This is a genomic window from Limnochorda pilosa (assembly GCF_001544015.1).
In the GTDB taxonomy this organism is placed as follows: domain Bacteria; phylum Bacillota; class Limnochordia; order Limnochordales; family Limnochordaceae; genus Limnochorda; species Limnochorda pilosa.
The window spans coordinates 266360-289154 of record NZ_AP014924.1; the positions used below are offsets into that span (position 1 = coordinate 266360).

At 70.2% G+C, this 22795-nt stretch carries 20 protein-coding genes and 1 pseudogene; 11 read left to right on the forward strand and 10 right to left on the reverse strand.

Going from position 1 to position 22795, the window contains the following annotated elements:
* Positions 1-30 precede the first annotated feature (30 nt).
* The 8 genes and pseudogenes from LIP_RS01215 to LIP_RS01245 all read left to right on the forward strand — a co-directional run bounded on the left by LIP_RS01215 (position 31) and on the right by LIP_RS01245 (position 5899).
* The gene (locus LIP_RS01215; protein WP_144440262.1) at positions 31-1017 is read left to right on the forward strand and encodes a 2-hydroxyacid dehydrogenase; all 987 of its coding nucleotides are present in this window, start codon (positions 31-33) and stop codon (positions 1015-1017) included.
* Between the two features lie 5 nt (positions 1018-1022).
* Positions 1023-1934 carry a sugar phosphate isomerase/epimerase family protein gene (locus LIP_RS01220; protein ID WP_068141301.1) on the forward strand — a complete coding sequence of 304 codons (912 nt, stop codon included), beginning with the start codon at positions 1023-1025 and terminating at the stop codon, positions 1932-1934.
* A gap of 191 nt (positions 1935-2125) precedes the next feature.
* The gene (locus LIP_RS01225; protein ID WP_068133254.1) at positions 2126-2542 is read left to right on the forward strand and encodes a GntR family transcriptional regulator; all 417 of its coding nucleotides are present in this window, start codon (positions 2126-2128) and stop codon (positions 2540-2542) included.
* On the forward strand, positions 2529-3311 hold the full coding sequence (locus LIP_RS01230; protein ID WP_068133257.1) for an ABC transporter ATP-binding protein: 783 nt from the start codon (positions 2529-2531) through the stop codon (positions 3309-3311). Before LIP_RS01225 ends, LIP_RS01230 begins: the two co-directional genes overlap by 14 nt.
* Positions 3308-4117: a hypothetical protein gene (locus tag LIP_RS01235; protein WP_068133261.1), complete on the forward strand. Its 810-nt coding sequence runs from the start codon at positions 3308-3310 to the stop codon at positions 4115-4117. Before LIP_RS01230 ends, LIP_RS01235 begins: the two co-directional genes overlap by 4 nt.
* Positions 4118-4130: 13 nt before the next feature.
* Entirely contained in the window at positions 4131-5189 is a 1059-nt protein-coding gene (locus LIP_RS01240) for a DUF4097 family beta strand repeat-containing protein (RefSeq protein WP_068133264.1), read from the forward strand.
* Positions 5190-5216: 27 nt separating this feature from the next.
* Positions 5217-5426, forward strand: a pseudogene (locus LIP_RS20250) (DUF2087 domain-containing protein); the annotation flags it as partial.
* Positions 5427-5443: 17 nt separating this feature from the next.
* Positions 5444-5899: a HutP family protein gene (locus LIP_RS01245; protein ID WP_068141303.1), complete on the forward strand. Its 456-nt coding sequence runs from the start codon at positions 5444-5446 to the stop codon at positions 5897-5899.
* Between the two features lie 65 nt (positions 5900-5964).
* On the opposite strand, the gene LIP_RS01250 is transcribed toward LIP_RS01245, so the two are convergent.
* The 3 genes from LIP_RS01250 to LIP_RS01260 are packed head-to-tail and all read right to left on the reverse strand — an operon-like array spanning position 5965 to position 10856.
* Complete coding sequence (locus LIP_RS01250) at positions 5965-7419, reverse strand: hypothetical protein (protein WP_068133268.1); 1455 nt, start codon at positions 7417-7419, stop codon at positions 5965-5967.
* A gap of 3 nt (positions 7420-7422) precedes the next feature.
* The gene (locus LIP_RS01255) at positions 7423-8622 is read right to left on the reverse strand and encodes an acyl-CoA dehydratase activase-related protein (protein ID WP_068133271.1); all 1200 of its coding nucleotides are present in this window, start codon (positions 8620-8622) and stop codon (positions 7423-7425) included.
* Positions 8619-10856 (reverse strand): acyl-CoA dehydratase activase, encoded by a 2238-nt coding sequence (locus LIP_RS01260; protein ID WP_068133273.1) that lies wholly within the window; start codon positions 10854-10856, stop codon positions 8619-8621. The genes LIP_RS01255 and LIP_RS01260 overlap by 4 nt, the downstream gene beginning before the upstream one ends.
* 458 nt (positions 10857-11314) lie before the next feature.
* Here LIP_RS01260 and hutH point away from each other — a divergent pair, with 458 nt between their 5' ends.
* Complete coding sequence (hutH, locus tag LIP_RS01265; protein ID WP_068133276.1) at positions 11315-12916, forward strand: histidine ammonia-lyase; 1602 nt, start codon at positions 11315-11317, stop codon at positions 12914-12916.
* A gap of 55 nt (positions 12917-12971) precedes the next feature.
* Here the strand turns inward: hutH and LIP_RS01270 are convergent, their stop codons facing one another.
* The 7 genes from LIP_RS01270 to LIP_RS01300 all read right to left on the reverse strand — a co-directional run bounded on the left by LIP_RS01270 (position 12972) and on the right by LIP_RS01300 (position 19177).
* Positions 12972-14144 (reverse strand): pyridoxal phosphate-dependent aminotransferase, encoded by a 1173-nt coding sequence (locus tag LIP_RS01270; protein ID WP_068133278.1) that lies wholly within the window; start codon positions 14142-14144, stop codon positions 12972-12974.
* Positions 14145-14191: 47 nt separating this feature from the next.
* Entirely contained in the window at positions 14192-14764 is a 573-nt protein-coding gene (locus tag LIP_RS20255) for a PIN domain-containing protein (protein ID WP_082725689.1), read from the reverse strand.
* The gene (locus LIP_RS01280) at positions 14765-15085 is read right to left on the reverse strand and encodes an AbrB/MazE/SpoVT family DNA-binding domain-containing protein (protein WP_198409637.1); all 321 of its coding nucleotides are present in this window, start codon (positions 15083-15085) and stop codon (positions 14765-14767) included. It lies immediately after the preceding gene.
* A 63-nt stretch (positions 15086-15148) separates the two neighbouring features.
* Positions 15149-16438, reverse strand: coding sequence for a TRAP transporter large permease (locus LIP_RS01285; protein WP_068133284.1), 1290 nt, complete (start codon positions 16436-16438; stop codon positions 15149-15151).
* On the reverse strand, positions 16435-16998 hold the full coding sequence (locus LIP_RS01290; protein WP_068133287.1) for a TRAP transporter small permease: 564 nt from the start codon (positions 16996-16998) through the stop codon (positions 16435-16437). The genes LIP_RS01285 and LIP_RS01290 overlap by 4 nt, the downstream gene beginning before the upstream one ends.
* Complete coding sequence (locus LIP_RS01295) at positions 16995-18077, reverse strand: DctP family TRAP transporter solute-binding subunit (RefSeq protein ID WP_068133290.1); 1083 nt, start codon at positions 18075-18077, stop codon at positions 16995-16997. Before LIP_RS01295 ends, LIP_RS01290 begins: the two co-directional genes overlap by 4 nt.
* 119 nt (positions 18078-18196) lie before the next feature.
* Positions 18197-19177 carry a bile acid:sodium symporter family protein gene (locus LIP_RS01300; RefSeq protein WP_231699362.1) on the reverse strand — a complete coding sequence of 327 codons (981 nt, stop codon included), beginning with the start codon at positions 19175-19177 and terminating at the stop codon, positions 18197-18199.
* A 230-nt stretch (positions 19178-19407) separates the two neighbouring features.
* Between LIP_RS01300 and hutU the strand changes: the two genes are divergently transcribed.
* Both hutU and ftcD read left to right on the forward strand, forming a co-directional pair.
* On the forward strand, positions 19408-21084 hold the full coding sequence (gene hutU / locus LIP_RS01305; RefSeq protein WP_068133299.1) for a urocanate hydratase: 1677 nt from the start codon (positions 19408-19410) through the stop codon (positions 21082-21084).
* A gap of 70 nt (positions 21085-21154) precedes the next feature.
* On the forward strand, positions 21155-22792 hold the full coding sequence (gene ftcD / locus LIP_RS17325) for a glutamate formimidoyltransferase (RefSeq protein ID WP_082725690.1): 1638 nt from the start codon (positions 21155-21157) through the stop codon (positions 22790-22792).
* Positions 22793-22795 lie beyond the last annotated feature (3 nt).

Genomic DNA, 22795 nt, shown 5'->3' on the forward strand with positions numbered 1-22795 from the left:
CGCTGCACCATGAAAAAGGGGGAACCGTTCTTGGCCAAGTGGAAGGTCTTCGTCACCCGGCGGCTGCCGTCACCGGGCCTCGAGCTCGTGGCGGAGGAGTGCGACGCGAGCGTCTACGAAGGCGACCGCCCCATTCCCAGGGAGGAGCTGCTACGGCGGGTCCGGGGCGTGGAGGGGCTGCTCCCCCTGCTCACCGAGGCCATCGACGCGGAGCTCATGGAGGCTGCGGGGCCGCAGCTGCGGGTGATCGCCAACTACGCTGTGGGTTTCAACAACATCGACGTGGCCGAGGCCACCCGCCGGGGGATCCTGGTGACCAACACGCCGGGCGTGCTCACCGAGACCACGGCGGACCTGGCCTGGGCCCTCTTGATGGCGACGGCCCGGCGCCTCGTGGAGGCCGACGCCTACATGCGGGCCGGGAAGTACGCGGGTTGGTCGCCCACCCTCTTCCTGGGCCCGGACGTGTACGGCAAGACGCTGGGGATCGTCGGCTTCGGGCGCATCGGCGAGGCGATGGCCCGCCGGGCTCGAGGCTTTGGCATGACCGTGCTCTACCACGACGTCCGCCGGCGCAGCGAAGCCGAGGAGCAGCAACTCGGGGTTGTCTTCCGCGAGATGGACGACCTCCTGGCCGAGGCCGACTTCGTCACCCTCCACGTGGACCTGAACGAGAGGACCCACCACCTCATCGGGCGCCCGCAGCTGGAGCGGATGAAGCCCAGCGCGATCCTGATCAACGCCGCCCGGGGGCCCGTGGTGGACGAGGCGGCCCTGGTGGAAGCCCTCCGCACGGGGCAGATCGCCGGCGCAGGGTTGGACGTCTTCGAGCGGGAGCCTGAGATGGCCCCGGGGCTGGCCGATCTCCCGAACACGGTCCTGGTGCCCCACATCGCGAGCGGCAGCCTCGAGACCCGGGCCAAGATGGCGGAAATCGCCGCCACCAACCTTCTGGAGGCGCTCCGGGGTCACCGCCCGCCCAACCTGGTCAACCCTGAGGCCTGGGGGAAGGAGTGAGGAACGTGAGGGAACCCATCGAAGCGTACATGCGGGTGGGGATCGTCCACTTCATGGCCTTTCCCGCGGCCGAGGCCGAGGGTACGGTGGCGGAGACGGTCCGGCGCATCGCGGAGGATGACTTCTTCGAGGCCATAGAGATCACCCGGGTGAAGGATCCGGCCGAGCGCGAGCGGGTGGCCCGGATCCTGGATCAGGCGCAGATGGCGGTGGGCTTCGGCGCCCAGCCGATCGAGCTGGGCGGCAAGCTGGACCTGAACGCCGCCGGCGAGGCCGCCCGGCGGCGGGCGGTGGAAGAGCTGAAGGCGGCCATCGACGAGGCGGACGCCATGGGCATCCACCGGGTGGCACTCCTCTCGGGGAGGGACCCCGGCGAGGCCGAGCGGGCCGCCGCCACCGATCGCCTGGCTGTCTCTCTGGAGGAGCTCTGTGCCCACGCAGCGCCGAAGGGCACCACCGTGATCCTGGAGACCTTCGACCGCACCGTGGACAAGAGGGCCCTCATGGGCCCGTCCGGGGAGGCGGCCGCCCTCGCCAAGCGGATCCGCGCCCGGTACGACAATTTCGGCCTCATGCTGGACCTCTCGCACCTGCCCCTGCAGGACGAGGAACCAGCCGGCGCCCTCGGTAACGCTCGGGACCACCTCGTCCACGCCCATGTGGGCAACTGTGTGAAGGACCCCTCCCACCCGCTCTACGGCGACCAGCACCCGAGGTTCGGCATCGCGGGTGGCGAGGTGGAGGTCCCCCAGCTCGCGGACTTCCTTCGGGTGCTGCTGCAGATCGGCTACCTGGGACCGAATCCCAAGGAGCGGCCGGTGGTGGCCTTCGAGGTGAAGCCCCAGCCAGGGGAGAGCTCCGAGCTGGTCATCGCCAACGCCAAGCGCACGTTGCGGGAGGCCTGGGCCAGGGTGTGAAGCCCGAGCCCGCCTCCTCCACGCCCCGGCTCCGGCCGGGGTTCTTTTTGCGGGAGTCCCTTGACAGCCGTATCACGTGTGCACTATGATACTAGTGCACTAGATCTCAGGGGTAAGCTGCTCCCCGATGCGGCCTGGATGCGGAAAAGGCTATGCGACGGGGCGGCCCGATCCGGAAAGGAGGGTGGACCATGGGCGGCGACGGGTTCACCCTGCACCTCGACTTCTCGGCAACGCGCCCGATCTATCTGCAGATCGTCGACGAGGTGAAGCGGGCCATCGCACGGGGCGAGCTGCGGCCGGGGGACCGGATCCCCTCCCAGCGCGACCTGGCCGTGCAGGTGCGGGTCAATCCCAATACCGTCCAGAGGGCCTACCGGGAGATGGAGCGCCTCGAGATGACCGAGACCGTTCGGGGAGAGGGAACCTTCGTGACACAGAATCCGGCGCTGGTGCGGTCGCTGCGTGGAGAGATGGCCCAGCGGGCGCTGGAGCGCTTCCTGCAGGAAATGCGGGGTCTCGGCTTCGAGGAGCCGGAGATCAGGAAACGGGTCGAGCGGGCCCTCGGGAGCCACGGGGAAGGAGAGGATGGACATGGCGGAGCGTGAGCGTGACAGGGCCGCCGGGCGCGACGGGAATCCGCTCGAAGAGGGTGCCGGCCGGGTGCCTGCCGGCGGTGGGACGCCCGTGCTGGAGGTTCACGACCTGGTGAAGCGCTACCCCGGAGCGGACGCGGTGAACGGCATCAGCCTCATTCTCCAGCGGGGCACGGTGCTGGGCCTGCTGGGGCCCAACGGCTCGGGCAAGTCGACGCTGCTCAAGACCGTCGCCGGGCTGGTCCACCCCGACTCGGGCGAGATCAGGGTGGAGGGCCTCCCCGTGGGCACCGCCACCAAAGCCCGGGTGGCCTACCTGCCCGAGGTGGACCCCTTCCACCGGTGGATGCGGGTGGGCCAGGTGCTGGATCTGGTGGGTGCCTTCTACGGCGACTGGGATCCGGCGCGGGCCCAGGAGCTGTTGCACTTCATGAACCTCACCCCCGACGCGAAGGTGGGGAGCCTCTCCAAGGGCATGCGGGCCCGCCTGCGGCTGGTGGTGACTCTGGCCCGTAATGCGCCGCTGCTTCTCCTGGACGAGCCTCTCTCGGGCATCGACGTCGCCTCCCGGGCTCGCATCATCCAGGGCCTCATCCGTCAATACCGGGGCGGCGAGCAGACCCTGGTGGTCTCCACCCACGAGGTGGGGGAGGTGGAGGGGATCCTGGAGCGGGTGGTCTTCCTGGAGACGGGCCGGATCCGCCTGGAGGGTGAGGCCGACGCGCTGCGCGACGAGCACGGCGGCTCCCTCCAGCAGATCTTCGAGGAGGTGTTCGCATGAGCGCGATCGCTTCGGGCATGGGGGCACGCCTCACGGGCATGACGGCCCGCGGCTTCGGCAGGCTCCTGCGCAAGGAACTGCGGGGTCAGGAGAACCTCTTCCCGCTGCTCCTCGGGCTCACGGTCCTGTGGGACCTCTTCCTGGCCACCCGGCGCGGGGCCTGGGGACCCGAGATCGTCGGCGGCTTGAGTCTCATCCCCCTGGGGCTCCTGCCTTTCTGGAGCCTCTGGGCCGGCTTCCAGAGCGTGCGCTCCGAGTGGAGCGGGGACCACGCCCAGATGCTGCTGGCCTTCCCCGTTCCCTACTGGCAGGTGCAGGCCACCAAGCTGCTGGCCATCTGGCTCCAGGTCCTGGCGGTGGCCGTGGTGGCGGGGGGGGCTTCCCTGGTCTATTTCGGGCCCCTGGTCCAGCGCGGCATGCAGGAGCTGTGGCAGCACCTGAGGTTCGCGGACCTGGTGCAGGTGGGCCTGCTCTGCGGTCTGGTCGTCGTCCACCTGTCGGTCTTCGGCCAGTTCGTCAGCGCCGCGTGGCGGAGTGTGGCCCGCTACGGCGCCCTGGTGGCCCTGTGGGCGACGGTGCTGGTGGGATGGGCCTCCGGGCGCATCTCGGGGCTCCTGGGCTACCTCTTCCGCTGGGTACCGGACCTCACCCTGGTGGGTGTGAGCGTGAGCAGCGACGCGATGCGAACGCAGGTGGTTCGCCAGCCCGTGATCCTGGACAGCGCGCCGCTCCTGGGAAGCGTGCTCTTCGCCGCGATCCTCTTCGCGGTAGGGGCGCTCCTGCTGGAGCGGGCGGCGGACGTGTGAGGAGGGGTTGACCATGCGCACTCGAAGGATCTTTCTGCTGAGCCTGCTGGTGCTGACGGTGCTGGCCGTGATCGACGGGTATGCGGGGTCCCCTTCGGCATCGTGGGGGTGGAGGGACTTCGCCCGGATGGGCTCCCAGCAGGTGGTCGGTGGCAGCGCCCACGCCTCCGTTTCGGGCCGGGCGTCGGCTTCCTTGCCGGAGGGCGGTGTGGTGACCATCGCCAACCCTCGGGGCAGCATCCGAGTCACGGGCGAGGACCGCCAGGACGTGGCCATCGACTACACCATCACGGTCTTCGCGGAGAAGGAGGAGCAGGCCGCCGCCTACGTGGGCCCGTTGCGGGTGGAAGCGGCCCGGGAAGGCGATGGCATCTCGCTGGACGTGATCGAGCCCGGCGCGCGCCCGCAGGGCGTGGCCGGCATCTCGGTCGACTACGAGATCCGGATGCCCCGCCGGGGGCGGGTGGACCTCTCCAACGCCTTCGGGTCCGTGGACGTGCAGGGTGTGGCCGGTCCCTCCCGGGTGGATAACCAGTACAAGGAGACCGACATCCGCCGAGTGGAGGGCGACTGGGACGTCCACGGCCGCTTCGCGCCCGTGCGGGTGGCCGGCGTGGGCGGCTCGCTGAAGATCGACGGCGGCTATGGCGCCGCCCAGGTGAGCCAGGTGGCTGGGCCGGTCACCGGTGGGTTCGAGTTCGGCGCGGTCGAGGTGGAGGGCGCGGCCGCCCTGGATCTGAAGAGCTCGTACGGCGCCGTCCAGGCCGACCGCATCCGCGGCCCCCTTCGGCTCGAGCTCTCCTTCAGCGGTGCCGAGATCGGCCGCCTGACCCACGACCTGCAGGTATCCGGCCGCTACGGCGATGTCTCCGTGGACCTGGACCCCGCGGCCCCGGGCTTCCGCATCGACGCCGAGACCCGTGGGGGCCAGCTCTGGAACCGCATCGGCGCTCTCCAGGGCCGGGCCGTCTCCCGGAGCGGCGATCGGAGTCGCTTCGAGGCGGTGCTGGGCGACGGGTCGCGGCAGCTGCGGATCTCCCTGCGCAACGGCAGCATCACCCTGCGGCAGTGACATGGGCGGTCGCCGCTTCCGGCGCAGCGGAAGAGGCGCCAGGTCATCCTACGCTCCCTGGCGCGCAGGTTCGAGCCGGGCCGGCCCTACCCGGAGAAGGAGGTCAACGCCGTACTGGGAAGCTTCCACTGGGACACGGCTACCCTCCGGCGAGAGCTGATCGCGTCTGGGCTCATGGCCCGGGAGCGGGGGATCGACCGGAGGGTGGAGGCTGAAGCAGGGGGGCGGCCCCGTTGAGCGGAGCGTCTTCTGTGATCGCCGCTCTGGCAGGGGGAGGCCTGGGGAGTGTAGCGGTGCTCTACGCCTTCTCCCGGGACGAGGAGTTGGACGGAGCCATCCGGCGCGAGGCGGCGCGCCGGGACATCCGCCTCATGAAGGGCCACGTCGGCTCCATGCAGACCCAGAAGGTGATCGCCGCGGTGGAGACGGGCGCCAAGCGGGAGGGCCTGGTCTCCGACGCGTCGTACCGGGAGGAGCACGCCCTCTACCACGCCACCGTGGAGGCCCTGCACGGGGTGGGTCGCGGCCAGCTAGGCCTGGGCGAGGTGCTCCGCACCGCCGGTCTCACCTTCGCGGTGGCCCGGGGGCCCCGCAGCCGGCGCTTCCCCGAGGACGGCAAGTGGCTGGCCGTCGCCCTCTACGGCACCATCGGCGCCCCGGTGCGGGGCTTCGAGCACGAGACCCTGGGGCTGGGGATCAACCACATCTGAGCCGTGGTCAGGCGAAGCCATGAGCCAAGACCGGGGTGAGAAGTTCATCGAGCACGAGGCATCACTCATCCCAGGTGCTGCCGCCGGCGGTTCTCGTCGTGCATGGCGGTCGTCAGACGCCCGAGAGCCTGGCGCCAGCGGACCTGCGCCTGCTTGCTCCGGCGGAACCTCTCCCGGTCGGGGGCGCCGAGCCGCTGGACCTCCATCTGCAGCAGGGCCGAGAAGGTGCCGATCTCCGTCTTGAGGCGCTCGATGTCGGTCTCCTTGTCGAACGAGAGCGTGAGGAGCCGCACGCCGTAGAGGTTGCACATCTCGTTCAAGGCATCCTTGGCCATCCCCTCCGGCATGCACTTGAAGGGATAGACGTGGAGGATCCCGTCCACCCCCTCGTGCTCGATCAGCTCCCGGGCGTGCCCCACCGTGGGCAGGCCGTCGCCGCCCACCTCGCGGAGCATGAAGGGGCGCGCTCCGGGCGTGCGGGGTCTCTCTTCGAGGAGGTTGACGTTCCTTTTCCGCAGGATCTCCAGCACCGGCTGCAGCAGCGGGTGCTTGGCCCAGCCCCTGCGCCTGGCTTCCCGGAGCATGCCGTCCAGGAAGCTGCTCAAGGTGATGCCCTCGACCACCTCGACGCCGGCCCGGCCGAGCAGGTTCTCGATCGCTCCCCGGTTGGCGAAGGAGGTGAGGGCGATGTAGATCTCCCCTACCACGCCGATGCGCGGCCGGATCGCCCCGTCGCGGGGCACGAGGTCCAGGAGCCTCAGGGCCTTCTCCCGCGCTCCCCTGATGGCCGCCACGCCGTGGGCATCCCGGAGGAGCGCGAGCCCCTCCCGGTAGGCCCGGGTCGTCGCTCCCGGTTCCTGCTCGTGAGCCCGCACGGCGAGGGACCGGGCTCGTACGGCCTCCGCTGCTTCCATCTTGGCGCGCACCGGCCGCAGCAGGCGGTCCACGCAGAGCGCGAGCCTCAGCCTGGCGCGGAGCCGCTGGTGGACCGGCAGCCGCTCCAGCCCGTGCTCCCAGGCGTCCAGGTACTCCACGGCGCCTGCCAGCCTCTCGGGGTTCCCCAGGCGGGCCAGCTGGCGGAGGAAGTCCGGGGCGCCTCCGGAGAGGCCCAGGGTGGTCATCTCGAAGGTATGGCCGTGCTTTTCGAGATCGTGCGCGAACTCCTGCGGCAGGTGTCTCTCCTGCACGATGGCATACCACCCGAAGGTGCAGGGCCCCCGGGCCCCGGCCATCAGGCAGACGATGCGCCGGGGCTCCACCGGCCGCCCCGTCCTCTCCGCGTCGTCCTCCAGGTGGCGGAGGAGGGAGCGCAGGCTCTCTTTCAGGCTTCCGGTGCTGCACGCGTAAGGGGAGCACGACTCGGTGTACCGGTTGTTCCCCAGGTCGATCGATTCCTCAGAAACGGGTCCGGGGAGCCAGAGGAACCGCTCCAGCCCCACCTGGGTGAAGAGCTCGTGCACCATGAGGTCCAGGGTGTGGCCCATGTGCGGCCAGATGAATACGGGCTCCATCGCAGCCACGAACTACCCCTCCGTCCCTGCATCGTTGAACGTGCCGGTGGGTTCTGCCGAAGTCGCCCCGATCTGGGGGCGCCGTGCAACCCGCTGGTCCCGGCGCTCCTGCAAGAAGCCCAGGATCGTCTCGTACCGGGTGCGAAAGCCGGCGCTGCCCGCCTGCTCGTCGTACTTGAAGGTCCAGCAGGGGAGGCCTCTCTCCCGTACCACGTCCGCCAGGTAGTCCACCATGAAGGCGTCGGGATGGCACCCGAAGCTCCCCACGATGACGAAGCCGTCGACGACGGTGGTCGCCCAGTCGATGAACGCCTCCCCCAGGCGGTGGGTGTCGTAGAACCCCTTGACCCGGAGGTAACGCTCGCGCAGGAGCTCGAACGGGACGTCCTCCGCAGTCAACACCGCCGCCCCGGCCTTCTGGAAGAACGTCCTCAGGTCACACGTCAGGGCCGGGTCGTGCACCAGGTAGCTTCGCCCCACGATGGCGAGGCGGACCCGGCTCTCATCCCGCAGGAGCGCGTTCAGGCGGGCGTGCCGGGGGGCCATCACCTCCGCCCAGGCCCGGTCGAAGGCCTGCTCGACCCGGGAGAGACGAGGCGCCAGCCAGCGGCGCAGCGCTCCGGGGATGAAGAACTCACCCCGCACCCACCGCGGCAGGCGGAAGATGTCGGCGTAGGTATCGAAGCAGACGTTCCGCATGTGGACGGGCTCCAGCAGCCGGACGTTGGGCTGGATGATCCGGGGGAGGTTGGACGCCTGCCCCAGCAGCCGCTCCACCTCGGCCCTGCCGGCCAGACGGCTCATCCGTTCCCGCCATCGGGGCGCGGCGAACTTCAGCGTGTAGCCCACGGTGGTCCCCAGGGAACGGATGCTGACGCCGCCCACGTCGCGGTACTTGGAGCAGGTGGAGCTGGACGCGTCCTCGCTGAGGACGTTCGGCGCCACGATGCACTCCAGGTCCCTATGTTCCTTGACCAGGTGGTAGACGTGCCCCACGTACGCCCGCAAGGGAATGCAGAAGTCCTGGCTGGCGAACGTGGTTCCCGCGGCGAGGATCTCCGGCGTCGTGACGCGGCTCTGGACCAGGCGGACCCCCGCGTGGTGCAAGAACCGCGAGATGACGTGCACGGACCGGTAGTGACCGCTGAACGCGTGGACGATCCCCACCTTGGGTGCGAGGCTTCCTGGCATCTCCCCCTGGTGCGCGCTCAAGCAAGCACCACCCCTTCCAGCTGCTCACCGACCCGCTGCCTTGCCGCCTCCGTGGTGATCATCCCGTCGAAGAGGCCGAAGTCGCAGTCGATGGACCTATAGCCGGCCACGGGCCGACCGTCCTCCAGGAGAGCCAGGACCCCCTGGCATCGGCGCGGGCACGGCCCGTGGTCGCAGGTCGTCGTGACCATCCGAAAGGAGGCCCCCAGCACCCGCTCGAAACCCTTGAAGGAGGAGTCGAAGCCCTCCTCGAACCGGGCCTTGCTGAGGAGCGCCGCCCCCAACGCCCCGGCCCCCAGCACGAAGCGTCTGTCTGAAGCCACGATGAACTCCTCCGGCCCGAGCCGCAGGGTGCGGCGGAACGCCTCCTGAACGGCCTCGTTGAGGAAGGTGCCCCCCTGGGCGACGACGGGCAGCCGGATCGGCTTGCCCCGGGCGACGTCGGAGAGGTACGTCCGGCAGATGCTGAAGGCCAGGCCCATGAAAAGGTCCCGGGTCGGAAAGCCGGTCCTGGACTTGTGCACGATGTCCGACTCTCCGAAGACGGCGCACCGGCCGGCGATGCGGGTCGGGTCCCTCGACTCCAGGGCCGTGGGGGCGTACTCCTCCAGCGGAACGCCGAACCGCCTCGCCACCGCTTCGACGAAGGAGCCGGACCCGGCCGCACACTTGTCGTTCATGGCAAAGTCCAGGCCCGTCTCCTTCACGCAGATGATCTTGAGGTCGTTGCCGCCGATGTCCATGATCGTCCCGACGCCGGGGACCATGTGGGCCGCCCAGGTGTAATGCGCCAGGATCTCGGTGCTGAGGCAGTCCGCCGTCCGGTCCGGGCGGGTGGTGATCATGTCCCGGGCCAGCTCGCCAGCGCTGCCGGTGGTGCCGATTCCCCCCAGGAGCCCCGGGTCGGGCAGGGTATCCCTGATCCGGCCCACGGCGCGGAGGATCGCGCCCATGGCATCCCCGGCGGTGTCCTCCGAGCCCACGGCCACCACGTCCACCTTCTCCCCGAGGCTCTCGACCACGGCCCACTTGGTGCCGCGGGAGCCGCCGTCGATCCCGGCGAAGAAACGGCCGTGGGACGCGCGCACCCGGGCGCCGCCGGCGCCGAGCGGAGCCCCCCGGAGGGGGGTGCGAATGATGGGAAGCTCAATCTCCTGGGGTCTCTGAGGCACCTCCTTGACGTTCCGGGGATTCAGGCAACCCTCGCAGCGCCCGCCCATGGTATCCAGGACGATCCGCTCCTGACCCACCCTCTCCAGGGGCTGGGTCAGCTCGCACGCGTTCTGACACCCGTGGCAGTAGCGCACCTGGCTCTCGTAGGTCCGCTCGAAGAAGTCGTCCTTGAACTGGGTGGCCACGGTGTCCATGCCCAGCATCAGGTCGCGGACGATCACCGCCATGCCGAGGGCACCCACCACGTCGTTGTGTGGCGGCACGATCACCCGCGTGCCCAAACGCCGTTCGAACGCGCGCCGCACCGCCGCGTTGAAGGCGGTCCCACCCTGGAAGACCACCGGGTCCGGCAGCGGCCGGTTCTTCACGACGCCCTGCATGTAGTTGTTGACCAGGGCGATACAGATACCCATCAGGCGGTCCGGCAGGGCCACGCCCTTCTGGGTCATGTGGCGAAAGTCGCGCTTGGAGAAGACCGTGCAGGTGGCGTCGATGCGGGCCGCCGCGGTGGATCGGAGGGCGATGGCCCCGAAATCGCGCAGGTCGATGCCGGCGTCGTCGGCGAGCTGCTTGAGGAACTCCCCCGTGCCGGCCGAGCAGATGGTGTTCATGTTGAAGTAGATGGGCAGGCCTTCCTCGGAGAAGACGACGACCTTCGAATCCTGGCCGCCGATCTCCAGGACGGTCCCAATCCGATCCAGAGGCCGCGGCCGCCCGTCGGCGCCTTCCGTCCAGACCTCTCGCTGCTGCACCAGGTGACGGATGCCCATGACGTGGGCGAAGATCTCGGTACGGCTCACGTCGGCTCCGATCACCTTGCGCACCAGCTCACGGCCGCTCCCGGTGGTTCCGACCCCCGCCACCCTGACGCCGCCCTGCTCCAGGTACTGGCGCAGGGCGAACTTGACGGCGTCCACCTGCCCGGGAAATCGGTCGTGCCGGAGATAGACCGGTGAGCCCACCATCTGCCCGCCGCGGTCGACGCCGGCCACCTTCACGGTGGCCGAGCCGATGTCCACGCCGATGAACGTCCCGTCCCCCGCGCCTGCCGTCCCCGCCAAACGGGCTGCCCCCTCTTCCGGTCCGTGAGGAACGCGGGAAAGAGTGTGGCCCGGATCGTGGCAGCATATCCCGCCTTTCTCGTCTCACTGCCACCACGGGGTCGGCCGGGGCCGGTCGGGCCTTGCGGAAGTCCTGGGGCTGAGGATCAAGCACATCTGGGGCAGTGGCTTTGGCGGGAGCCCATTCCGGACGTGCTGGAGGTCGCGCGCTGGATGGGCGTGCTGTAAGGCCGATGATCGATCGCGTATCGCCTGACCCGTCGCCACGTACAGGCGTGTATGATACCATGTAGCTGATGGCCGATCCACACGATGGCGACGGATCCGTGAACAAACAGTACCTCTGAGGCCAGAGACGTGAGCGATCAGGGGCCCGGAGGCGTGCCTGGGGCGCGCCGCCGGGCCCGGCGCGTTTGCCTGGAGACCATGGGGCAGACCAGAAAGGGAGGCGGGCCGGCATGGTGGTGGTGGACGGTGAGCACCTCACCCGGGAGGACGTGGTACGGGTGGCCCGGCTGGGCGAGACGGTCGTGCTGGCCGAAGAGGCCCGGCGACGGGTCGAGCGCAGCCGCCGGGTGGTGGAGGACCTGATCGCGCGGGGCGAGACCGTCTACGGCGTGACCACAGGGGTGGGCGAGCTGCGGGAGGTGCGGATCCCCCCGGAGGACGTGGAGGCGCTCCAGCGGAACGTGGTCCGCTCCCACGCGAGCGGCGTGGGTCCCCCACTTCCGCCCGAGGCGGTGCGCGCCCTCATCCTCCTGCGGATCAACGCCCTGGCCCGGGGCCTCTCGGGTATCCGTCCCGAGACCCTGGAGAAGCTGGTGGCCATGCTCAATCTGGATCTCTTGCCCCTGGTTCCTTCGCAAGGCTCGGTGGGGGCCAGCGGCGACCTGGCCCCCCTGGCCCACGTGGCCCTGGCCCTGATGGGCGAGGGAGAGGCGACCTGGCGAGGCCGGAAGGCTACCGCCGGCGAGCTGCTGCGGGAGGCGGGGCTGGAGCCCGCCCGGCTCCAGGCCAAGGAAGGTCTCGCCCTCATCAACGGCACCCAGTTCATGACGGGCATCGGCATCCTGGTGAGCTGGGATGGCGACCGGCTGCTGGAGGCGGCGGACGGGGCCGCAGCCCTGACCTTGGAGGCTCTCGGCGCGAACCGCGCCGCTTTCCACCCCTTCGTGCACGCGCTCCGGCCCCATCCAGGCCAGGTGGAGACGGCCCGGCGCATCCTCCAGCTCACCCGGGGCAGCCACCGGCTCGACTCACCCCAGGCGGCCGCCCGGGTGCAGGACGCGTACAGCCTCCGCTGCGTCCCTCAGGTGCATGGAGCCAGCCGGGACGCCCTTGCCTACGTGGCTCGGGTGCTGGAGCTCGAGGCCTGCAGCGTCACCGACAACCCCCTGGTGATCCCCCCCGAGGCCATGGAAGACCTGCGGGACCGTTCAGCCGCCGACGGGGGGCCCGGCCCGTGGGAGATGGAACGCTCGGATCCGGGCTCGGGCCTGGTCCTCAACGGAGGCAACTTCCACGGCCAACCCGTGGCCATCGCCATGGACCTGGCGGCGATCGCCCTGGCCGAGGTGGCCAGCATCTCCGAGAGACGCATCGAGCGGCTGGTGAACCCCCACCTGAGCGGTCTTCCTCCCTTCCTCTCCCCCAACGGCGGGCTCAACGCCGGCTACATGGTGGCCCAGTACGCGGCCGCCGCCCTGGTCTCGGAGAACAAGAGCCTGGCCCACCCGGCCAGCGTCGACTCCATCCCCACCTCCGCCAACCAGGAGGACCACGTGAGCATGGGCTCCATTGCCGCCCGTCACGCAGCCCAGGTGCTGGAGAACGCCCGCCGGGTGGTGGCCGTCGAGCTCCTCTGCGCCGCCCAGGCGGTGGATCTGTCGGGAGGCCCGGACGGCCTGGGCGAGGGCAGTCGGGCGGTCTACAGGGAAGTGCGGGAAAACGTGCCGTCCCTGCAAGAGGATCGGCCCCTGCGGGAGGAGATCGAGGAGATGGCGGAACGTATCGCCCTGGGGGTGTTCCAGGAGGCGGTGGTGCCCATGGGCCGGACGTGAGCGACCCCCCGGCCTCGGTCGACGGAACCGCGGACGGCGCGAGTCCCGGCGGACCCTACCCAGGCAACGCGCCCGCCTTGGCCAGGAAGCGTTCCAGGCGGTCGAGACCTTCCTTGATGGCCTCCACCGGCGCCGCGTAGCTGAGCCGCAGGAACCCCTCGCCCCGGGTGCCGAAGTCGATGCCGGGAGCCACCGCAACGCCGGCTTCCTCCACGAGGCGGTACGCGAGCCGGAGGGAGTCCCCGTCCACGTGGCGGGCATCGGCGAAGACGTAGAACGCGCCCCGCGGAGGCACCTCCGGGGCCAGGCCAAGGCGGGCCAGGCCGTCCAGCATCACCCGGCGCCGCTGGGAATACTCCTGCCGCATGGTCTCCGCCGGCCCGTTCCCCTCCTGCAGGGCAACCAGACCCGCCCGCTGGACGAACGCCCCGGCGCATATGAAGAGGTTCTGCTGCAGCTTCTGGACGGTGCGCAGGTGCTCGGCGGGCACCACCATGTAGCCCAGCCGCCACCCGGTCATGGCGTAGCGCTTGGAGAAGCCGTCCACCACGAAGCCCGCGCCGGTGTACTCGGCCAGGGAGTGCTCCCGATCCGGCAGGTCGTACGAGAGCCCGTGGTAGATCTCGTCGGAGATGGGTACCAGGCCCTCCTCCGCCGCGGCCCGTGCCACCGCCTCCAGCTCGGGCCCGGAGAGAACGGCCCCCGTGGGGTTGGCCGGGGAGTTGATCAGGAGCGCCCTCGGGCGTAGCCCCTGCGAGCGGGCCGAGGCGGCCGCCCCCCGCACCGCCTCCGGCCGCAGCCGGAAGCCGTGGCCCGGGTGGACCGGGACGGACACGACCTGGCCTCCCGCAGAGGCCACCACGTTGGGATAGCAGGCGTATCCGGGATCCGGGAGGAGGAAGGCGTCCCCGGGCTCCAGGAGGGCCCGGACCGCCAGGAAGAGCGCGGGCGAGGTTCCCTGGGTGACCACGATGCAGCCGGGATCGACCATGGCGCCGTACCGGTCGCGGTAGCGCGCGGCAATGGCCTCCCGGAGCTCCAGCAGCCCCAGGGAGTGGGTGTAGTGGGTCTCACCCTCGACGAGGGCTCGACGGGCCGCTTCCCGTACGGCGAGAGGCGTGTCGAAGCCGGGCTCGCCCACCTCCAGGTGGACGATGGAACGCCCCTGCCGCTCCAGGGCCTGGGCCCGCTCGAGCACGTCCATGGCGAGGAAGGGTCGGATCTCCATGACGGGACCTTCGGCGCGGCGGTCGTTCTCCCTCTCGCGGGGCCATATCAAGGATGCCTCGAGGCTCGACCCGCCTCGGCCCCAGGAGCCGGAGCTTGGCCTGGATCCTCGCTTCCTGGATCTGAGGCGGCTGGTAACGGAGCAGATCCGGGAGGAGAACCCGAAGACGTTGCAGCCTTTGGGCCCGGGCCGGCCCGCGGCGCCTGCTCGCCAGGCCCGCGCAGTAGGAAGCTTCGAACCGTCATGACGCGAACGGGGAGGTCCGCGCGGTCCATCAAGTGTCCGAAATGCGTCCGATCCCCGGTGATGAGAACGGAGGCGCCGGCTGCCGCCGCTGCCGCCAGGACCGGTGCGTCCTTCTCGGGCAGAAGCGACCGGGCCCACTCCAGATGCTCGTCACCGCTTCCAGTGAGCTCTACGGATCGCATGCGCTCGACAAGTTTCCCGAGGCGCGTCGACCTCTTCCTCTGTAGGTTCTCCCGGGCCTCCGTGTGGCAGTAGACGCTCGTGACGAATCGAACCTTCGCGGTTTCAGCGAGCTCCCAGAGCAGGTCGAAGCTCTCACCGCCGAGAGAAGCGGAGAAGAGCACGTTGGCGTCCAGGAAGACGGTTGTGCCCAGCTAGGACAGCCCCCAACGCTTCCGGGCAGCGTCCAGTTCCTCCGGGGACATCTCGGCCTCCCTGGCGAATTCACGCATGCGTTCTTCCGTGTAGCGCTCGACGGGTACGATCACTGCCGGTTCTAAGACGATCCGTCCACCCTCGACCCGCACCAGCAGATGATCGCCGGGCCTCACCTGCGCTGCCCTTCGTATCTCAGCGGGAAGCGTGATTTGTCCTCGCGTGGAAACCTGGGTCAACATCTCAGCGGAGACGGCCGCGGCGCGCACTCCTGAGCGGCGGTTTCGTGCTCGCTTCTCCGACGATGCCTTGACCTCCATGAACCTCACCCTACGTCAGTATATCCGTTTTGCTGAAGTCCCGCAATGCGCAAACGAGGGCAGTCACCGCATCCCCAGCGCCCAGGGCAGCCATAGCGAGAGCTGGGGCACGTAGGCCACGATCAGGAGTCCCACCGCGGCGGCCGCCGCGAAGCGCCAGACCTCGCGCCACACCTCCTCGAGCGAGAGGCCCGCTACATGGGCGCCCATGTACAGGTTGACGGCCACGGGCGGGGTGATCTGGCCCAGGGCCAGGTTCACGGTCATCATGATGCCGAACCAGATGGGGTTCCACCCCAGGTGAGCCATCACCGGGATGAAGATCGGCAGGAAGATGTAGTAGACCGAGATGGCGTCCAAGAACATCCCCACCACCAGCAGGAAGAGGTTCAGCACCAAGAGCAGGAGCAGGGGCGATCCATCCAGGGCCAGGATCGCCTGCGTCACGCGGTCGATGACGCCGATGGTGGACGCGGTCCACGAGAAGATGCCCGCCAGCGTCACCACGATCATGATCACCGAGGTGGAGATCGTTGCTTCCACCAGGGTTCGGTAGAGCGACCTGAGGCTCAGGCTGCGGTAGACCACCAGACCCACGAAGAGCCCGTAGAAGACCGCCACGGCCGCCGCCTCGGTAGGCGTGAAGACGCCGCCATAGATCCCACCCAGGATGATGACGGGCGCGAGCAGCCCCCAACCCGCTTCCTTGAAAGCCTCCCAAACCTGGCCAGGCTGCGTCGGCTCTTCTCCCCCGTAGCCCCGGCGAATCGAAAGGACCAGCGCCAGGGCGCCGAGCAAGGCGCCCACCACCAAACCCGGTACGACGCCTGCCACGAAGAGGGTGCCCACCGACTGGCTGGTGAGGGTGCCGTAGACGATGAGCGCGATGGAAGGCGGGATGACGATCGAGAGCTCGCTCGTGGCCGCGACCACCGCCGTGGCGAAGGCCCGGTCGTAGCCCACCCGCGCCATGCCCGGGATCAGGATGGTTCCCAGGGCCGCCACCGTGGCGGGTCCCGACCCCGAGACGGCCCCCCAGAAGAGCGCGACCCCCACCGCCGCCAACGCGAGCCCGCCGGGCAGGTGCCCCACCAGCAGCCGGATGAAGTGAACGATGCGCCCGGCCATGCCCGCCTTCTCCATGATGACTCCTGCCAGGATAAAGAAGGGGATCGCCAGCAACGGGAACTTGGCGATGCCCGCCCAGACGTTGTAGGAGAGGACGGGGATCCCCAGGTCATAGATCCAGATGGTGAATACCGACGAGAGCCCCAGCGCCACCGCAATCGGGGCGCGCAAGAGCAGGAGCAACGCGAAGGAGCCCACGAGCAGGGCCGCGGCCCACTCGCTCACAGACCCACCCCCCGCGGGTCCCCGTCGCCCCGGACATCCCCACTGTGTGCCGACGGCTCGACGGCCCCGAGGACCTCTCCCTGCTGCCGGATCAGCCGCCACGAGGACTGCAGGATCCGGATGCCGACGAGCCCGGCCCCTACTGGGAGGCCGCTGGTGAAGACCCAGCTGGGCCACCCGAGGGACTCGGTGACCACCCCGAGCAGGATCTCGTCGGCCACCTGCCGGTACCCTAGCACCAGGAGGATGCCGAAGAGCAGGAGCGAGGCGCCGCTCGCAACGAGCCGCACCGCTCGCTGCCATGCGGGCGGCAGCCGGTCGGCGAAGAAGACCACCTTCAGATGCGCATCGTGGCGGAAGGCCATGGCGGTGCCCAGGAGCACCAGCCAGACGAAGAGGCTTACCTCCAGCTCCTCGGTGAAGGCCAGGGGGTAGTGGACCAGGTAACGCGTCACCACGTTGACGAAGGCCACCCCGGCCATCACCGCCAGGACCGCGGCGGCGATGGCCTCCTCCACGTGGTCAGCCAGCCACCCCAGCCCGCGCCGCAGGGGGCTCACCTCGCCGACGCCTTGTCCGCCTCGGCTGCCGTGACCAGGTCCTCCCCGATGGTGGCCCGCCACTTGGCCCGCACCGGCTCGGTGGCCTTCCGGAAGGCCTCCATCGCCTCAGACGTGGGCGAGATCACCTGCACCCCCTGGCCCTCGAGGAACCCGAGAGGGTCCGTCACCTCCACCTGCTCCCCCAGCTCCGCCAGGGTGGCCAGAGCAGCCCCGTCGTCCAGGCCGGCCCGGGCCACCGCCTTCTCGTAGACCATGGCATCGACGGCCGCTTGCGCGATCACCTGGCGCAGGTCCTCGGGGAGGCCCTGCCACACCCGCTCGTTGACCGTGAGCAGCAGCGGGTCCAGGGTGTAGTGCCAGATCGTGAGGTTAGGATGGACCTCCCAGAGCCGGTGGGGGATGTAGATGCCAGTCACAGGGTTTTCCTGGCCGTCGACGATCCCCTGCTGGAAGGCGGTGACGGCCTCGCTCCAGTTCATGGCCACGGGATTCGCGCCTAGGGCCTGGAAGGTATCGATGAAGATGGGGCTCCCCACCGCCCGGACCTTCAGGCCCCTCAAGTCCTCGGGACGCGCCACGGGCCGCACCGAGTTGCTGAGCTCCCGGTAGCCGTTCTCTCCCCAGCCCAGCACCCGCACGCCTAGCTTCCCCAGGAGCTCCTCGATGCGCCGGCCGGCCTCGCCCGAGGTGACCGCGTCTACCTCGGTATAGTCGGCGAAGAAGAATGGGAGCGAGAATAGGTTGAGCTGGGGCACCTGGGGCGACCAGTTGATCGTGGATGAAAGGGTGAAATCCGCCACGCCGCGCCGCAGCAGGAGGAACTCGTTGGTTTGCTGCCCGGCGAAGAGCTGGCCCGAGTAGTAGACCTTGATGTTCACCCGGCCGCCCGTACGCTCCCGAACCAGGTCCGCGAAGCGCTGGGCACCCATGCCCCACGCGGTGTTGGGGCCGGGTACCACGCTCAGCTTGTACTCAGGCTTCAGGCTCTGGGCCACGGCCGGCGACGTCAGGCCGGTAGCCACCAGGGCGAGGACCACTGCGAGGCAGGTGAGCTGCATGAAGATGCGACGCGTCATCCAGGCACCTCCTTGAGGGGATCCTTGATCGAACGCCGGGGCTGGACGGGAGGCCGCCCCAGGGCACCGGTTTCGGGTCGGACCAGGTGCGGGCATGCTGTCCAAGGTTGTAAGAAGTTTCAACGCCTCGTAAGCGTATCCTTCCGCAACAGAGAGGTTTCTGGATCCGGCGAGCCGGTCCGACGGGCCAGGCGGGCCGCCACCAGCGCCGCGAGCGGCTCCTGGACAGCGAAGGCGATCATGGCGGGAAGGGCGCTTTCCGGCCCTGCGGCCGCCGAGGCCAGCGCGATGACGAGCGCCGTGTTCCGCATGCTCTGGAGGAAGGAGAAGGCCCTGGATGGGCCTGGAGGCAAGCGGAAGCGCCGAGCAGTCCGGCTTCCCAGGGCGTAGATGGAGCCCTCGATCCCCACCACCCCTGCGCCGATCAACGCCACGAGCGTCAAGGGCGGGCGGCTTTGCTGCCAGAGAGCGGCCGCGTTGACCAGCATGATGGCTAGGACCGCGATCCGAGCCAGGAGCCGGAAGCCCTGCTGCCAGCCGGGCCCGCGGAAGGGGTCGCGGCCTCCCAGAGCCATGCCTGCCAGGGCCGGAACCAGAACGTAAGGAAGCAAGATTCGCCACGCCAGCACCAGGCCTGTGCCGGCCTCCACCCCAGTACCGGCCAAGGCGAGCGGCAAGGCCAGGAGGAGGGGCGCCACCACGTTGCCCAGCGCGATCCCGCTCAGCGCCACGGCCACATCGCCGCCGGCCGCGCTCGTCCACACCGAGGCGGTGTTGGCCGGCGGAGCGAGCGCCAGGAGGAAGAGGCCCAGGTGAGCCGGCCCCTCGAGCCCCAGCGCCTTCCCCAGCACCCACGCGCCGGCGGCGTAGGCAGGGTAACCGACGAGGAAGACGCGTGCCCAGGAGGCCGGATCCACCCCGCTGGCCCGGAAGGCCGCGAAGTCCAGGCCGGCGCTCACCGCCAGGATCACCAGGGCCAGCAGGTAGGGCGAGAACCGGCCCGCCGGCGCCAGGGGCTCGGCAAGCCAGGCTCCCACCCCGATCGACGCCACCAGCATGAAGAAGGCCCACCGGGCGGTGAGGCGCTCCAGGCGCTCCATCGGGGGCACGTCGGCGCGCGGCCTGGGGAACGGTTCGTCCATAGAAAGCCCGGTACGCCGTGGGAGCGATCGTTCCCTGCTATGACCTGGCGGATGCCCCGCAGGGACCGGGGGAGGACAGGATAAGCCCCGTGAGAGCGGCGCGGCATTCGGCAGGACCGGTGGCTCCCGGGCCGAAGGCTCCTCAGGGGAGTCGAGCGACGCGGTCGCCGGTGAAAGGTGGGATGGGCATGTCCCAGGTAACGTCCCGAACGGTTCGCGCCCCCCGCGGCACCACCTTGAGCTGCCGGGGCTGGCAGCAGGAAGCGGCCATGCGGATGCTCATGAACAACCTGGACCCTGAGGTGGCCGAGAAGCCGGACGAGCTCATCGTCTACGGAGGGTCCGGCAAGGCGGCCCGGAGCTGGGAAGCCTTCGACCGCATCGTGGAGACCCTGAAGGACCTGAAGGACGACGAGACGTTGCTGGTCCAGTCGGGGAAGCCCGTGGCCGTCTTCGAGACCCACGACCGGGCCCCCCGGGTCCTCATCGCCAACTCGCTCCTGGTGCCCCGGTGGGCCACCTGGGAGCACTTCTGGGAGCTGGAGGGCAAGGGGCTGATCATGTTCGGCCAGATGACGGCCGGATCGTGGATCTACATCGGCGCCCAGGGCATCATCCAGGGTACCTACGAGACCCTGGCCTCGCTGGCCCGCCAGCACTTCGGCGGCTCGCTCGCAGGCCGGGTGGTCCTCACCGGCGGCATGGGCGGCATGGGCGGCGCCCAGCCGCTGGCCATCACCATGAACGGCGGTGTGGGGCTCATCATCGAGGTCGACGAGCGGCGCATCCGGCGGCGTGTGGAGAAGGGTCTCTGCGATCGCTGGACCGCGGACCTGGACGAGGCGCTCCGCTGGGTGGCGGAGGCCCGGCGGAAGAAGGAGCCCCTCTCCGTGGCCGTGCTGGGCAACTGCGCCGACGTGGAGCCCGAGCTGGTGCGCCGGGGCTGGACGCCCGACGTGGTCACGGACCAGACCTCCGCCCACGACGCTCTGAACGGCTACGTGCCCGCGGGTCTCAGCGTGCCCCATGCCGAGGCGCTCCGGGCCAAGGACCCGCAGGAGTATGTCCGCCGGGCGATGGAGAGCATGGCCGTCCACTGCCGGGCGATGGTCGACTTCCAGAAGGCGGGTTCGGTGGTTTTCGACTACGGCAACAACCTGCGGGGCCAGGCGAAGGAGGCCGGTTTCGAGGAGGCGTTCGCCTACCCCGGCTTCGTTCCCGCCTACATCCGGCCCCTCTTCGAGGAGGGCAAGGGCCCCTTCCGCTGGGTGGCGCTCTCGGGGGAGCCGGAGGACATCCACCGCACCGACGAGGTGATCCTGCGCGAGTTCGGCGAGCAGAACGAGGGGCTCGCCCGCTGGCTCCGCCTGGCCCGGGACCGGGTGCCCCTCCAGGGCCTCCCGGCCCGCATCTGCTGGCTGGGCTACGGCGAGCGCGACCGGGCCGGCCTCCTCTTCAACCGCATGGTGAAGACGGGCGAGCTCAAGGCGCCCATCGTGATCGGGCGCGATCACCTGGATGCCGGGTCGGTGGCCTCCCCCAACCGGGAGACCGAGGGGATGCGCGACGGATCCGACGCCATCGCGGACTGGCCCATCTTGAACGCCCTGGTGAACACCGCCGCGGGCGCCTCCTGGGTCTCGGTCCACCACGGGGGCGGGGTGGGGATCGGCTACGCCCTCCACGCGGGCCAAGTGGTGGTGGCCGACGGCAGCGAGAACGCCGAGTGGCGCCTGGCCCACGTGCTGCGCACCGATCCCGGGCTGGGGGTGGTGCGCCACGCGGACGCGGGCTACGAACACGCCCAAGAGGTGGCTCGGGAGCGGGGCATCCGGATGCCCTCCCTGGAGGACGGCCCGTCGTAGGTACCGGGAAGGACGTGGAACCGCCCGGGAGAAGCCCGAACCAGGGATGTCAGCAGGTTGGAGGAGGGGGATGCGGTTGGTGGAGATGATCCAGTGTGTGCCCAACTTCAGCGAGGGGCGGCGCCAGGAGGTGATCGACGCCCTGGTGGCCGCATGCCGGGCTCCGGGCGTCGCCCTGCTGGATCACCACGCCGATCGAGACCACAACCGGCTGGTGGTCACCTTCGTGGGGGACCGGGCGGCGGTCCGGGACGCTGCCCTGCGGGCGGCCCGGGCGGCCATGGAGCTCATCGACGTGGAGTCCCACCAGGGCAGCCACCCCCGGATGGGCGCGCTGGACGTCCTCCCATTCGTGCCGGTGCGGGGTGTCACCATGGCCGACTGCGTGGCCCTGGCGGAGGAGGTGGGCCGGGTGCTGGGCGAGATGGGCCTGCCCGTCTACCTTTACGAGGAGGCGGCCCGCACGCCCGAACGCCGCAGCCTGGCCGACGTGCGCCGGGGCGAGTACGAGGGCCTGCGGGCGGACGTGGCCGAGGGCCGACGGCTTCCGGACTTCGGCCCCCCCGCCCTGGGCCGGGCGGGCGCGACGGCCGTGGGCGCCCGAAAGCCGCTGGTGGCTTTCAACGTGAACCTGGGTACCCCCGATGTGAAGGTGGCCAAAGCCGTGGCCAACCGGGTTCGGGAAGCCCGGGGCGGCCTAAGGAACGTGCGGGCCATCGGGCTGGCGCTCGAGGGCCGGCCGGCCGTGCAGGTCTCCATGAACCTGGTGGACACCGAGGCGACCCCCATCTACCGGGCCCTGGAGCTGGTGCGGGTGGAGGCGGCCCGGTACGGAGCGCCCGTGGTGGGCACGGAGGTCGTGGGCCTGGCGCCCCAGGCGGCCCTGGTGGACTCGGCCGCCTACTACCTCCAGCTCGAAGGGTTCAGGGCCGACGAGCAGGTGCTGGAGAACCGGGTGACGGAGGCGCTCCTGGTCGAGGTGGAAGGGCACGAGCCGGCGGGGGCGGACAGCGGCCCGCTCGCCCCGGACGCGACCCCTCGGGCAGGCGAGGTCGCGGCCATGGGGAAGCTCCCCCTGGAGCAGTTCCTTGAGGTCCTGGCCTCCGAGGCCCCGGCACCGGGGGGCGGGAGCGCCGCCGCTGTGGCCGGAGGCATGGCCGCGGCGTTGGTGGCCATGGTGGCCCGGCTGAGCCAGGGCAAGCGGTTCGCCGAGGTGGCCGAAGAGATGGTCCGGGTGGCCCAGGAGGCTGACGCCCTCCGGCGCCGCCTCGAGACGCTGGCGGAGGCCGACACCGAGGCCTTCCGGCAGGTAATGGCCGCCTACCGCCTACCCAAGGAGACGGAGGCCGAGAAGCGCACCCGCAGGCAGGCCATCGCCCGGGCGCTGGAGCGGGCGGGACGCATCCCGCTGGAGACGGCCCGCGCGGCCCTGGAGCTCCTCCCCCTGGCCACCGCCGTGGGCGAGCGGGGGAACGGGTCCTCGGCCAGCGACGCCGCCGCGGCGGCGCACCTCCTGGGCGCCGCGGTCGAGGGCGCGCTCCTCAACGTGGAGATCAACGCGGCAAGCTTGAAACGGATGGCGGACGTGGACGCGGCACGATCCGGCGAGGAGCTGGCCGGGGCCGTGGTGGAGCTGCGCGGGCGCCTGAACGCGATGCTGCCCCCGCTCGTGGCCGCCTGTGAGGCCCGAGTCCGGGGAACCGGATAGGTG

Excerpts from the sequence above, each read along its gene's own strand:
- LIP_RS01225 (WP_068133254.1), top strand. The coding sequence starts at position 2,126 with ATGGGCGGCGACGGGTTCACCCTGCACCTCGACTTCTCGGCAACGCGC.
- LIP_RS01230 (WP_068133257.1), top strand. The coding sequence starts at position 2,529 with ATGGCGGAGCGTGAGCGTGACAGGGCCGCCGGGCGCGACGGGAATCCG.
- LIP_RS01235 (WP_068133261.1), top strand. The coding sequence starts at position 3,308 with ATGAGCGCGATCGCTTCGGGCATGGGGGCACGCCTCACGGGCATGACG.
- LIP_RS01240 (WP_068133264.1), top strand. The coding sequence starts at position 4,131 with ATGCGCACTCGAAGGATCTTTCTGCTGAGCCTGCTGGTGCTGACGGTG.
- hutH (WP_068133276.1), top strand. The coding sequence starts at position 11,315 with ATGGTGGTGGTGGACGGTGAGCACCTCACCCGGGAGGACGTGGTACGG.
- LIP_RS01270 (WP_068133278.1), bottom strand. The coding sequence starts at position 14,144 with ATGGAGATCCGACCCTTCCTCGCCATGGACGTGCTCGAGCGGGCCCAG.
- LIP_RS01280 (WP_198409637.1), bottom strand. The coding sequence starts at position 15,085 with ATGGAGGTCAAGGCATCGTCGGAGAAGCGAGCACGAAACCGCCGCTCA.
- LIP_RS01295 (WP_068133290.1), bottom strand. The coding sequence starts at position 18,077 with ATGACGCGTCGCATCTTCATGCAGCTCACCTGCCTCGCAGTGGTCCTC.
- LIP_RS01300 (WP_231699362.1), bottom strand. The coding sequence starts at position 19,177 with ATGGAGCGCCTGGAGCGCCTCACCGCCCGGTGGGCCTTCTTCATGCTG.
- hutU (WP_068133299.1), top strand. The coding sequence starts at position 19,408 with ATGTCCCAGGTAACGTCCCGAACGGTTCGCGCCCCCCGCGGCACCACC.
- ftcD (WP_082725690.1), top strand. The coding sequence starts at position 21,155 with ATGCGGTTGGTGGAGATGATCCAGTGTGTGCCCAACTTCAGCGAGGGG.